Source organism: Salibacterium aidingense DSM 18341, from assembly GCF_000429685.1.
Taxonomy (GTDB): domain Bacteria; phylum Bacillota; class Bacilli; order Bacillales; family Marinococcaceae; genus Salibacterium; species Salibacterium aidingense.
The window spans coordinates 1-12173 of the sequence record NZ_AUCI01000009.1 but is presented as its reverse complement, the minus strand read 5'-3'; the positions used below and the strand labels follow the sequence as shown (position 1 = coordinate 12173).

General features: G+C 43.6%; 11 protein-coding genes and 1 pseudogene. 1 reads left to right on the top strand and 11 read right to left on the bottom strand.

All coding sequences use genetic code 11. The features are described 5' to 3' along the window. Window positions 1-15 precede the first annotated feature (15 nt). The 10 genes from G475_RS0110130 to G475_RS0110085 form a co-directional block, all read right to left on the bottom strand. Window positions 16-1677: a ribulokinase gene (locus G475_RS0110130; RefSeq protein ID WP_026701204.1), complete on the bottom strand. Its 1662-nt coding sequence runs from the start codon at window positions 1675-1677 to the stop codon at window positions 16-18. Window positions 1678-1845: 168 nt separating this feature from the next. Further along, a complete protein-coding gene (locus G475_RS0110125; RefSeq protein ID WP_026701203.1) occupies window positions 1846-2811 on the bottom strand; it encodes a sugar phosphate isomerase/epimerase family protein in 966 nt (321 codons plus the stop codon). 91 nt (window positions 2812-2902) lie between these two features. After that, on the bottom strand, window positions 2903-3982 hold the full coding sequence (locus G475_RS0110120; RefSeq protein ID WP_026701202.1) for an autoinducer 2 ABC transporter substrate-binding protein: 1080 nt from the start codon (window positions 3980-3982) through the stop codon (window positions 2903-2905). 88 nt (window positions 3983-4070) lie between these two features. Further along, window positions 4071-5030: an ABC transporter permease gene (locus tag G475_RS0110115; protein WP_026701201.1), complete on the bottom strand. Its 960-nt coding sequence runs from the start codon at window positions 5028-5030 to the stop codon at window positions 4071-4073. Further along, window positions 5031-6020: an ABC transporter permease gene (locus G475_RS0110110; RefSeq protein WP_026701200.1), complete on the bottom strand. Its 990-nt coding sequence runs from the start codon at window positions 6018-6020 to the stop codon at window positions 5031-5033. Window positions 6021-6022: 2 nt separating this feature from the next. Further along, complete coding sequence (locus tag G475_RS0110105; RefSeq protein ID WP_026701199.1) at window positions 6023-7579, bottom strand: sugar ABC transporter ATP-binding protein; 1557 nt, start codon at window positions 7577-7579, stop codon at window positions 6023-6025. Next, a complete protein-coding gene (locus G475_RS24685) occupies window positions 7576-8544 on the bottom strand; it encodes a ribokinase (RefSeq protein WP_051302386.1) in 969 nt (322 codons plus the stop codon). The genes G475_RS0110105 and G475_RS24685 overlap by 4 nt, the downstream gene beginning before the upstream one ends. Before the next feature lie 24 nt (window positions 8545-8568). Beyond that, the gene (gene rpe / locus G475_RS0110095) at window positions 8569-9246 is read right to left on the bottom strand and encodes a ribulose-phosphate 3-epimerase (protein WP_026701198.1); all 678 of its coding nucleotides are present in this window, start codon (window positions 9244-9246) and stop codon (window positions 8569-8571) included. Window positions 9247-9493: 247 nt separating this feature from the next. Beyond that, a complete protein-coding gene (locus tag G475_RS27185; RefSeq protein WP_156911670.1) occupies window positions 9494-9646 on the bottom strand; it encodes a hypothetical protein in 153 nt (50 codons plus the stop codon). Between the two features lie 356 nt (window positions 9647-10002). Beyond that, window positions 10003-10803 carry a DeoR/GlpR family DNA-binding transcription regulator gene (locus G475_RS0110085; protein WP_051302384.1) on the bottom strand — a complete coding sequence of 267 codons (801 nt, stop codon included), beginning with the start codon at window positions 10801-10803 and terminating at the stop codon, window positions 10003-10005. A 347-nt stretch (window positions 10804-11150) separates the two neighbouring features. Between G475_RS0110085 and araD the strand changes: the two genes are divergently transcribed. After that, window positions 11151-11843 (top strand): L-ribulose-5-phosphate 4-epimerase AraD, encoded by a 693-nt coding sequence (gene araD, locus G475_RS0110080; RefSeq protein WP_026701196.1) that lies wholly within the window; start codon window positions 11151-11153, stop codon window positions 11841-11843. A 39-nt stretch (window positions 11844-11882) separates the two neighbouring features. Here the strand turns inward: araD and G475_RS24680 are convergent. Then, a pseudogene (locus G475_RS24680) lies at window positions 11883-12173 on the bottom strand (L-arabinose isomerase); the annotation flags it as partial.

Sequence of the window (12173 nt, the reverse complement as noted above, 5' to 3'; positions counted from 1 at the left end):
TTTTTAATTATTTTATTAGCCACTCTTAAATTGCTTCAGCCGTTTCATCACATCATTTTCGCCCCGGCCGAAGTAATCGTGCAGCCGCTCATATTCCTCATACAGTTTTTGATACATTTCGTGGCGTCTTTGATCCGGAAGAACCGGTTCCGGCTGGAGACGGGCCATGTTTTCTGCAGCTTCAGCAATAGAGTCATAGCCTCCTTTTTCCGACCCTGCGGCAACAGAGGCAAACATGGCGGATCCGACTGCCGGTAGTTCTTTACTTTCAGCGATATAAATCGGCTTGTTGGTTACATCACTGTAAATCTGGATCAGCATTTTATTTTTATAAGAGAGGCCGCCGTTTGCATACAGCGCATCGATTGGAACGCCCTGTTTTGTGAAGCTTTTTACGATTTTATATGTCCCAAATGCTGTTGCTTCAATCAATGCCCGGTATACCTCTTCCGGTTTCGTGGCAAGTGTCATACCGAGAATCATTCCGGTCAAGTCTGTATCCACCAGTACAGAGCGGTTTCCATTCATCCAATCAAGTGCCACAAGACCTGTTTCCCCGGGTTGCAGTTGACTTGCTTTATTTTCCAGCAGCTCATGAATAGAAATTCCTTGATCACGCGCTTCCAGTTCATATTTCTCCGGAATATAATTCTCAACAAACCAGGAAAAGATATCACCTACCGCAGACTGACCAGCTTCGTAACCGTAGTATCCCGGGATGACTCCGTCTTCAACGACACCGCACATTCCTTCCACGGTTTGCTCTTCTTTACCAAGCAGAATATGGCAGATCGAAGTGCCCATGGACATCACCAGTTTCTTTTCTTCGGTTACCCCCATTGCAGGCACGCTTACGTGGGCGTCGACATTTCCAACAGCTACGGCAATCCCCTCCGGAAGCTCCATCGCCTCTGCCATGTCAGATGTCAGTTCACCAGCTTTGGTGCCCTGCGGATAAATCTCTCCCCGCAGTTTCGTTTCATATAAATTTTCCATTTTTGGAGACAATGTTTTCAATGTTTCCTTGTCTAAATAACCTTCCCGTTTATGCCAGATCGCTTTATAGCCTGCGGTACAGCTGTTTTTCTTGATTTCTCCGGTCAATTGGGATGTCACCCAGTCTGCTGCTTCCAGAAATTGATCCGCCTGCTCGTAAACTTCGGGGGCTTCTTCCACAATCTGCATAATTTTTGCAATCATCCACTCTGAAGACAGCTTGCCGCCGTAACGGGCCAGCACATCCGGCCGTTTCTGTTCCAAAACTTCGTTTAACCTGTTCGCATGAGGCTGGGCAGCGTGATGTTTCCAAAGCTTCACCCAGCTGTGCGGATTATCTGTCCATTCTTCTTTCAGGCATAACGGTACATTGTCAGCGCTTACAGGAAGCATTGTACAAGCAGTGAAATCTATCGATATTCCAATAATATCCGCCTTCGATAGGCCTGCTGCTCTTACCGCTTCCGGCACCGCTGTTTGAAGGACGTGGATGTAATCATTCGGATGCTGAAGCGCCCAATCATGCCCTAATGCAATGTTTTGAGGGAGCTGCTCATCCAGTACTCCATGGGGGTAATCGGCCGCAGCTGCTGCAAGTTCTGCCCCGTTCTGGTTGTCAACCACCACGGCGCGGCCGGATAAGGTTCCAAAGTCAATTCCGATCGTGTATTTACTCATCAAAATCCCTCCTGCCCTGCTATCCTCTTCATGTACGTACAACTACTTTGAATTATAAATAATATAACGATGAATGACAACCTTTATCTTTTCATACTTCTTATTATCTCTTTAAAATACTAGTTTAAAGCTTTTTTCTTCTTTCAACTTGTCCAAACAACTTCTTTTTTTTTACTGGTTTTTCGTGTATCCTCCTCCATTCAATAAATACTCCTCTCTTTCCCGAAAGTAGGAAACACTTTGCTGGACTAAATAGTTAAGTTTCTCCTGGTCGGGTTTAGCGTGCATCGCTGGATAAGGATCTCCTCCCGGGCCTAACGGTTCCGGCGTAACAAAAGCGGCCTTCTGATGAAAGTCAATTAAATATAGAGCCATGATAATAGTGTCGATATCCATATGGCCGTCTCCCAACGCCCCGCGGTTACTGTCCGCCATATGCAGATTTACTAAGTGGTCTTCCGCTTCCAAGATCGCTTCTCCAATATGGGCTTCTTCTGATTGCATGTGGTAGACATCTCCATTGATATGTTGAACACCTTTATGATTTACTTTTCTAATATAATGTCTTGCCTCCGCCACTGTATGAACAAAACTTACTTCCGCGGCCCGGACCGGTTCAACAGCTGCTTTTATCTCATACTCCTGAAACAAATCTGCTACTGTTAAGAGAGAATCGGCACTTCTCTCCAATTCCATATCATCGTAAGCCTGCGGTCTCCCTACTGCCCCAGGGACGACTAATAAATAGTGACCTCCCACTTCCTTCGTAAATTCGATTTCCCGCTTCAAATAATCAATCGCTGCCTGTCTTTTCCCCGGGGCGTTACTGGATAAATCATTTTCTGCAGAAAACATCCCGCACACTCCAGAAACACTCATATCATAACTTTCCAACAGTTGTTTTGTTTCCTTGACCCGATATCCAAGATCTTTTCCATAGTGATTCCCATGTAATTCGATATATCGGATATCTGCTTGATGCAGACGATGAAAAGAATCTTTCAATGGTTCAAACCCAAATCCCCAGTTACTCCACGAAAACTTTAAACGTTTTGTAAAGGAATCCGGATGTTTTTCCAGCAGCTCGTAAAATCTCTTTCGAATCTGTTTATTTTTCTTCTCATAATTTTGTGTCATTCTCGTCCCCTCTCCTCCTTACATGAATGAGAAAAGCGGTCAAACCCTTTCATCATTTGACCGCTTTTTCTTTTTCTATTATGAACTTTACTTAAAAGTCGAACTCAGAGGCATTTTCTTTTGTATAGTCCTGAGGCGGTGCCATGATTACTGTCTTGCCGTCATCCTCTACTGTAATTTCGCCCACACCTTCGATTTCCTGACCGTCTTCCGGCATTTCCCCTTCTGCGAGCATTTTACCCAGCGCCACTGTAAGGTATCCAAGCTGTTCTGGATTCCACAGTACTGCTGTATCCAACGAGCCGTCTTCTAAAAATGGCTCGGAGTCTGTCGGAAGGGCGGAGCCAACGACAGAAACCTCATCCTGCAGTCCTTTTTCCTGAACGGCCTGGGCTGCGCCCAGTGGAGCGGGGGTGGAAACTGCCAGTACCCCTTTCAAATCAGGGTAAGATTTGAGTAAATCCAGCGTCTTTTGATAGGCCACCTGCTGCTTTTCATCTGTTGGAATCTTGTCAGAAACAATTTCAATGTCAGGGTAGTTCTCATCGAGTTCACTTTGGGCTGCGTCAATCCAGGAGTTCAAGTTAGCCGCTGACAGTCCGCCTGTCAGAATAGCGATTTCACCTTCTTCGGTGCCCATTGCCTCTACAAGTTTTTCTGCCATGTGACGCCCGAATTCTTCATCATCCACCTGCTTCACAGAAAGATCCACCAATTCTTTATCTGCCGGGGTATCCCAATCCATCACATGAATGTCATTTTCTTTTGCTTTCTTTAGAACTGGTTCTACAGATGCCGGATCGTTTGGAGCAACCGCAATCGCATCGACATCCTGCGAAATCAAGTCTTCAATTACTTTCACCTGCGCTGCTGCGTCCGCTTCAGTCGGGCCGGTATATTCTACATTTACACCCAAATCTTCTCCGGCCTGCTCAGCCCCTGTTTCCGATGCATTAAAGTAAGGAATCCCAACTAATTTCGGAACGACCGCAATTTCTAACTCATCATCTGACTCGGCTTCTTCTGTATTTCCTTCTTCACTTGTATTATCCGTTTCTTCTGCCCCGTCTGCCTCTTCGTCCCCGCCACTGCCTGCACTTTCTTCCGACACACAACCTGCCGCCAAAATGAGGCCTAATACTACAACTAATGATAACCATAACTTCCTCATTCTTGATCCTCCCCTTATTTTTTATTATTTATTTTTATAACCCTGGGACCTTCCAGGTTTATAAATAAGAAAACATCTATTCTGCTTTTTAAGAAGCAGCTTTTGCTTTTTGTCTGCTAAGTTTATCTGAAAAGAAATTCAATGTCAGAACCGCTATTAAAATAGCTCCAATCACTACATCTACCAATGAAGAATGAACCCCCATCAGATTTAATCCATTTCGTATAAACTGGAATATCAATACCGCATAGATGGTTCCCATCACTTTCCCGTAGCCGCCGTGAATATTAGTGCCCCCTAAGACGGCAGCTGCAACACTTTGGAGCAGGTAAGAAGAGCCTAAATCCACTTTGACTGAGTTATAGCGGGAGGTCATAATAATTGCTGAAACCGCTGCCAATAAACTGGCGTAAAGATATACTTTCATTAATACTTTGCTGTTTTTCACCCCGGAAAACAAAGTGGCCAGGTCATTACTCCCATACATATAGACCCTTCTTCCCCAGGTTGATTTGTTCAACAGCAGCCCGGTTATTATCGTAAAAACAAAAAATATAACCAGGGAGAAAGGAACGATCCCTAAATAATATCCATTCCCGATAAGACTGTAGGCATCAGGAAATCCTGAGATGGCATTTCCATTCGTAATGGCCAGGATGACCCCCTCGAACAGAACCATTGTTCCTAAGGTAACAAGAATCGGAGGAACACCGATTTTAGATACGACGACACCGTTAAAAGCACCGCAGGCTAAAGCGAAAATAATCCCAACGATAATGGCAGGGAAAATGCCGAAGCCATTTGTCATCATCAGGGCTGCCCCAACTCCTGAAAACGCGGCAATGTAAGTGATAGATAAGTCAATGCCTCCCGTGATAATGACCACCATCATCCCCAGCGCAATCAACCCAAACTCCGGCAGCTGAAACATCATGCTGTTTATATTACCGGAAGATAAAAACCCCGGGGTGAATAAGCTCAATCCAACAAAAATTGCCAGAGCGATAAGGCCTAATACGCTTTCTTTGGAAAGTTTGATATTTGTCATTTATGAGGCCTCCTTGACGTCGATGTTTGCCAGTTTTGCCTGGTTTCTTCTATGATTAATTTCATCGTAGGACACGGCAATGACAATAATGGCCCCTGTCACTACATTCTGCCAAAAAGTATCAATTCTAGCTAAAATCATCCCATTCTGCATAATCGCTAACAACAGCACACCCAGCAGGGTTCCGGGAATGGACCCTCTCCCGCCATGGATATTCGCCCCGCCAAGAACCACCGCTGCAATCACGGTAAGTTCCAGCCCCATTAAACCATTTGGATCGACAGCCGTTGTATAGGAAGTTTGAGCAATCGCGGCTACTCCTCCAAGAAAGCCCATATAGGTGAAAACAAACATCTTTACTTTTTTAAAATTAATTCCTACACGGGTGGAAGATTGAGCGTTCCCCCCAATAGCCAGGACGGACCGGCCGATAAGTGTATATTTGAGAATAAACCATGTACTTACTGCTACCAGCGCAAACAAATAGATTAATATTGGTATTCCTAGAATCTCAATGTTTGAAAAGGCCATAAATGATTGGGGGAACTGAGTGCTGTTTATATAATTTCCATTCGTGAAATACAAAACCAGACCCGAAAAAATGTTAAGGGTTCCGAGCGTGACCACAATAGCCGGAATTTGAATTTTAGATACCAGTATTCCATTAAAGGCTCCCAGCAGCATACCTATCAGTGGGGCAATCAAAAAAATGAGTACTACCGAAAACCAGCTGTCGGGAAGATACTGAAACATAAACCCGATGGATACGGCGACGGCCGTAGTTAAAGCTGCGACGGAAACATCAATATCACTGGTTATAATAATTAACGTCATTCCGATAGCTAAAATGCCTATCACTGTATTCCCTTCCAGGATGTCCATCCAGTTTCCAACCGTTAAAAATACCGGACTCACAAAGGACAAGATAACGCAGATAATAATAACAATAGCTAAAACACTAAATTCTTTCTGTTTTAATAAAGCTTTCATTTTCAGACCTCCTGGTGAACCGTACTCTCAGCTCCTTCGGGCTGGCGTTTATCCTCAGGTTCTTCTGTGTCTAGTGCTAAATTCATGACCTTTTCCTGATCCGCTTCCAGGGTATTTAATTCCCCCGCGATTCTCCCCCGGCTCATGACCAGAATTCTGTCACTGACGGATAATACCTCAGGTAATTCTGAAGAGATCATAATAACCCCAATCCCTTCCTTCACCATTCTTCGCAGCAGTTTATGAATCTCGGTTTTGGCCCCGATATCAATTCCGTTCGTAGGTTCATCGATAATAAGCAATTTGGGCTGAGCCGATAACCATTTCCCGATAACGACCTTCTGCTGGTTCCCGCCTGAAAGCTTATCAGCAGCCAGATCCGGCATGGAAGGGCGGACATCCAAAGATTTGATATATTGTTCGGTCAGCTCCTTTTCCACTTTTCGATCGATTAGTTTCAACTTGTTTCTTAATGCATCAATCACAGGAAGCGTCATATTATTTACAATAGACTGTTCAAGCACTAAGCCCTGCGTTTGTCTCGCTTCAGGAACATAAGCGATACCCTGTTTTACGGCATCCTCCGATGAATTAATTTTAAGATCCTTCCCGTTCAGCCACAGCGTTCCTTCGTCCGCCTTATTTACACCGAATATAGACTGTGCAAGTTCTGTCCGGCCGGAGCCGACTAAACCGGTGACAGCCAGTATTTCCCCTTCATAAAGACTTAAATTAATATCCTTGAAGTTCCCTTCCTTTGAGAAGTTTTTGACTTCAAACACTTTTTCTCCCACCGCTGCTTTTTGGGTATTATTTTCATAGACTACTTCCCGGCCGACCATTCGTTTAATTAACTGTTGTTCATCAATCTCCTCTACATCATAAGAACCGACAAACTGGCCGTCCCGCAACACAGTGAAGCGATCGGACACCCGAAACAGTTCTTTTAATTTATGACTGATGAAAATAACGGAAATACCGCGTTCTTTTAGTTTGTCTATCACTCTATAAAGTTTTTCGACTTCTCCTGAAGAAAGGGAGGAAGTGGGCTCATCCATGACAATTAACTTGGAATCAAAAGCCAGCGCTCTCGCAATTTCAATCATTTGCTGCTGGGCAATACTTAACAGTTCCACTCTTTTATTAAGATCTATATCCATCTCCAATTCATCCAGAGCTTTTCCCGCCAGTTCCTTCATTGATTTCCAATTAATTTTTGTCCAGGGCTTTTTATTGCTGTCCCTCCCTATATAAATATTTTCCGCTACACTTAAGTTAGGAAATAAACTGAGGTCCTGATAAATAATAGAAATACCTTTTAAGGTGGCATCCAGCGGCCGATGGATATCAGCATCTATTCCTTCAAAGAGGTATCTGCCCCCTTCATCCGCCTCATGAACCCCGGCCAACACTTTAATTAACGTTGACTTTCCTGCTCCGTTTTCTCCTATCAAGGCATGAACCTCACCTTGTTTCACTTTCAGTTCCACGTTATCCAAAGCTTTGACACCCGGAAATGTCTTACTTATATGTTCCATTTCTAAAATGTAGTCACTCATCCAGAAAAACCCCTTTCAAAGGTTTCTTCCTTATCCAGTAAAAATTCTTCCCCTAATTGTTCACAGAAACCCTTGACCTCTTCCTTCGTTGGAATTCCAACCTGCGCTCCCACTTTTGTCACTTTCAATGCACCAACGACGGATGCAAATCTGGCAGCTCTTACTAAATCTATTCCTTCTTCAATGCAGCAGGCGAGTGTCCCGGCAAAAGCATCCCCTGCTCCCACACTGTCGATCGGATCTACCGGAATCGCAGGGATATGGCACCATTCTCCGCTCTGATATACAACCGCTCCTTTGTCTGCCATTTTTAAGATGGAATTTATTACTCCCATATTTTCAAATGTTCTTCCAGCCTGGATGGCAGTATCCACATTTACGACATCGATTCCGAGCATATGATATGTTTCTTGTCGATTAGGCGTAATAACATCAGCATATTCCAGCGCCTTCACCGTAATTCCTTCAGCCGGGGCAGGATCCAGAATGGTAAATATATTTCGTTCTTTGGCAAGCTGCATCGATCTTATTACCGTTTCCTGCGGAACTTCCATCTGTACCAGCAGTACACTCGTGTCCTCTGTTTCTTTGAAAGGGATTTCAACATCCTCCGCTAATAAGTCCTCATTAGCTCCTTTCATCACAAACATGGTATTTTCCGAGGTGCTGTCTATCGTGACAATCGCTGTTCCAGTAGCATATTTATCAGATTTTTTTACATAAGTACTATCGACCTGGGACGCCTGCAGCGTATTAATCAATTGTTCCCCATAATAGTCGCTTCCTACCGCTCCTATTAACCGGACTTTCCTTCCAAATCTTGCTGCAGCCGTTGCCTGGTTCGCTCCTTTTCCTCCGGGAAAATATTCTATTTCTTTTCCAAAAATCGTGTCTCCCCGTTTTGGATATTGGTCAATCACTGCAACAATATCGTTATTAATACTGCCTACTACTGAGATCGTCATCGGTTGAACCCTCCGTCCTGATTATTACTGCTCTACCTTTAAATCATCTGTATACTGCCGTAATCCGGCCACCGATTTTTCCAGACCCTGAGGCTGATTAAATAAACAAGAAGTACCGCAAACCAGCATATCTGCTCCCTTACGGAGTACTTCCGGAATAATGTCATAACTGATATTTCCGTCTACTTGGATTTCAATTTGAAGATTATTACTATTTACAAAATATCGAAGATTCTCAATCTTCTTCAGTGTGGAAGGAATGAATTTCTGGCCCGCAAACCCCGGGTTCACTGTCATTATCACTACATAGTCCACAATATCTCCGACAAATTCCAAACTATCCAGTGAGGTGGAAGGGTTGAGTGCTAACCCGGTGCGGACTCCTGTGCTGTTAATATATTGCAGCGTCCGGTGTAAGTGGGGAGTCGCTTCCTCATGGACGGAAATCATATCACAGCCGCTTTCTACAAAGGTATCGATGTATCGTTCTGGATTTTCAATCATTAAATGGGCATCAAAAGGAAGATCGGTATCCTGTCGGACACTTTTTATCATATCTGTTCCCATGGTATAGTTTGGAACAAAATTTCCGTCCATAATATCAAAGTGAAAAAAGTCAACATTTCCATTATGAAGAATCTGCACATCCTGTCTTAAGGCTCCGAGATCACTGCACATCAAGGAAGGTCCAATTTTAGCCAAAGTAATACATCCTCCTTTGATAAAGCGCTTCCAATCAATTTATTAAGTTAATATTATCACCGCCCATTAAAGAAAGCAACATGTTTTTTTGGCATTTTCAAAATTTATTGTGTGATCCAACAGTTATCATTGGTTAATAACACAGAATTATTTTATCATTCACAACCTATTCCCACGGGATGTATTTGTTTCTTATTATAAATTTTAAATACGAAAAACTTAATCTGGGAAACCCAGATTAAGTCCTTTATTCAAGGAGTCTGCGGAACAGCCTGCGTTCCAGGCGGACGCTTTCCGCGGGCAGCGCCTCAGCTTCATCAAACGGGGAAACCCCGTTTGATGGGATCTTCGGCTGCTGCTCTTCCCGCTGGAGACGCCGCCCTCCACTCCGGCCTTTCATTTGGAAACTGCAGAAGCATGGTTCCTTGATCTCCTATACCAATAGGAGATTCAGCGGAAACAAGGTGCAAAAATTGAGTACTTTTTACCCTCAAAAAAGGAACCTAAACATATAAATTCTGATACTATAAGAAAAACGGAGCTTGAGCAAACCGCCCAAAAATCCGTCCTTTGTGGTTTCACAGAATCTGCTTCTACTCTTAGCACCCGCTCCGGACGCTTTCCGCGGGCTTGGCCACAAAATGGAGGATCGGCTAAATAGGAACAGGTCCTGTGGCAGGTCTGCATGACCAACATTCTGTTGGCACGGAATCCGCCCGTACTCTGCTTATTTTTTTATAATAAAAAGGCTGCCTTTTAGACAGCCCCAGGGTTTTCTTCACCGACGACGATGTTTATTCCGTGTTTATTAATTTCGCGGATGGAATTCATGGATACTTTGTTATCTGTGATGAGATAGTCAAGAATAGAAAGGTTACACAAACGGAAAAGAGACTTTTCTCCAAATTTGCTGTAATCCGCCAGCAGAAATAATTTTTCGGAGATAGAAATGAGCTGTTTTTTTACGAGAGCCTGATCTTCGTGCATTTCACTAATCCCTCTGTCAATATCCACTCCGAGACAGGAGAAAAAGAATTTATCTACATGATAGTCCTCGATGACCCTTTCAGCAAAATTACCGACCAGGGACATAGAAGCTTTTGATAAGTATCCGCCGATTAGTATCACTCTAATATGGTCTTCTGTTGATAATTCCATCGTCACGCCAATCGAATTAGTAATGACTGTTAAATTCCTGTCTTTAATATATTCCACCATCATTAAAGCTGTGGTGCTGGCATCCAGTGCTATGATATCTCCATCTTCTACATAAGATGCCGCCTTTTTTGCAATCACTTGTTTCTCTTCTATGTTTTTGGACTGCCTGTGCATTTGTGGTGTTTCTGTATGCTGTTCAACTTTGAGGGCTCCCCCGTGTATTTTCCGAAGCAGTTGATCCCTCTCCAGTTTTTCAAAATCTCTTCTGATCGTTTCTTCACTTACGTTAAAAGTTGAACTTAGCTCCGCTACCCGGACGGAACCGTTTTTATTTATCATTTTAACAATATCCCGCTGCCGTTCATTTAAATGAAAGGACAGGTTGTTTTCTTTTCCCACAAAACCACACCTTTTCAACCATAAATACCACACAAAAACAACATTTAATTTTGTTATAATGTGGCTTTTCGTTGCTGTTACTTGCTCATGTATATTTATAACTACACGATCACTGCTGTTGTATTTACTAGTTTACTATATTATTCAGCGATATACCAACCTTACCGGATAATGACTTTTAGCTGAGTGTACCGGAACGAAGAGCTTACTTTACACAATTTTACATCTATTATATGATAATTCTAACAAAAATTCTACCTCAACATTTGGGCTGAGAGGTTGACCAACAGATCTATTGTCCCGTATTATTTTTATAACATGTACGTACAAATAAAAGAGGTGAAGATATGCTGGAACAGTTAAAAAAAGAAGTGCTGGAAGCTAATCAGGGCTTGGAAACATATGACTTGGTCACTTTTACATGGGGGAATGTAAGCGGATTCGACCCTGAGTCCGACTACCTTGTCATTAAACCATCAGGGGTCCCGTACAAAGATTTACAAACGCATGACATGGTCGTGGTATCCCTTGATGGAGAGGTCATTGAAGGGACATTAAAACCTTCTTCCGATACTCCAACCCATATTGAATTGTATAAAGCGTTTCCTGATGTGCGCGGCATTGTACACACCCATTCTGACTGGGGGACTGCCTGGGCTCAGGCCGGCAGAGGGATTCCCTGCGCAGGTACTACGCAGGCTGATTATTTTAACGGGGAAATTCCATGTACCCGTCGTCTGACAAAAGAAGAAGTGGAAGAGGATTACGAAAAGTATACCGGTACGGTCATCATTGAAGCCTTTCATCATATTAATCCAGTTGAAGTACCCGGAGTTGTCGTTCACGGACATGCCCCATTTGCATGGGGAACATCGCCTGAAAATGCCCTGCACAATGCGGTGGTGTTGGAGAAAACAGCTAAAATGACCTTTTCATCCAGCCAGCTTTCAAGCACTGGAGAACCCGAACTCCTGGATGACTATGTATTAAATAAACATTATGAGCGAAAACATGGAAAAAACGCATATTACGGTCAGTAGAATAAAAAAGGAGGCTGCTCCAAAGAACAGCCTCTTTTTTTATTTGCTCCAATATGCTTCGTTCTGGCGGATTTCTTTTTGAATCTCCCTTGGTTTTGATGTTTCATCGATCACAATGCATTCGATCCCGTGCATTTCCGCCCAGTCCTGCAGGTCTTCGCTACTCAGTGCATAGGAGAGGCAGGTATGGTGCGCGCCTCCAGCAATAATCCAGGATTCCGCCGAATCCTGGAGGTTCGGTTTTGGCTCCCAGAGAACTCTGGCCACCGGCAGATGAGGCATCTCCTCTGTGACTTCTACCGCATCTACTTCATTCAATACCATGCGGAA

Coding starts and splice junctions, on each gene's coding strand:
- G475_RS0110125 (WP_026701203.1), bottom strand. CDS start 2,811: ATGACACAAAATTATGAGAAGAAAAATAAACAGATTCGAAAGAGATTT.
- G475_RS0110120 (WP_026701202.1), bottom strand. CDS start 3,982: ATGAGGAAGTTATGGTTATCATTAGTTGTAGTATTAGGCCTCATTTTG.
- G475_RS0110115 (WP_026701201.1), bottom strand. CDS start 5,030: ATGACAAATATCAAACTTTCCAAAGAAAGCGTATTAGGCCTTATCGCT.
- G475_RS0110110 (WP_026701200.1), bottom strand. CDS start 6,020: ATGAAAGCTTTATTAAAACAGAAAGAATTTAGTGTTTTAGCTATTGTT.
- G475_RS0110105 (WP_026701199.1), bottom strand. CDS start 7,579: ATGAGTGACTACATTTTAGAAATGGAACATATAAGTAAGACATTTCCG.
- G475_RS24685 (WP_051302386.1), bottom strand. CDS start 8,544: ATGACGATCTCAGTAGTAGGCAGTATTAATAACGATATTGTTGCAGTG.
- G475_RS27185 (WP_156911670.1), bottom strand. CDS start 9,646: ATGAAAGGCCGGAGTGGAGGGCGGCGTCTCCAGCGGGAAGAGCAGCAG.
- araD (WP_026701196.1), top strand. CDS start 11,151: ATGCTGGAACAGTTAAAAAAAGAAGTGCTGGAAGCTAATCAGGGCTTG.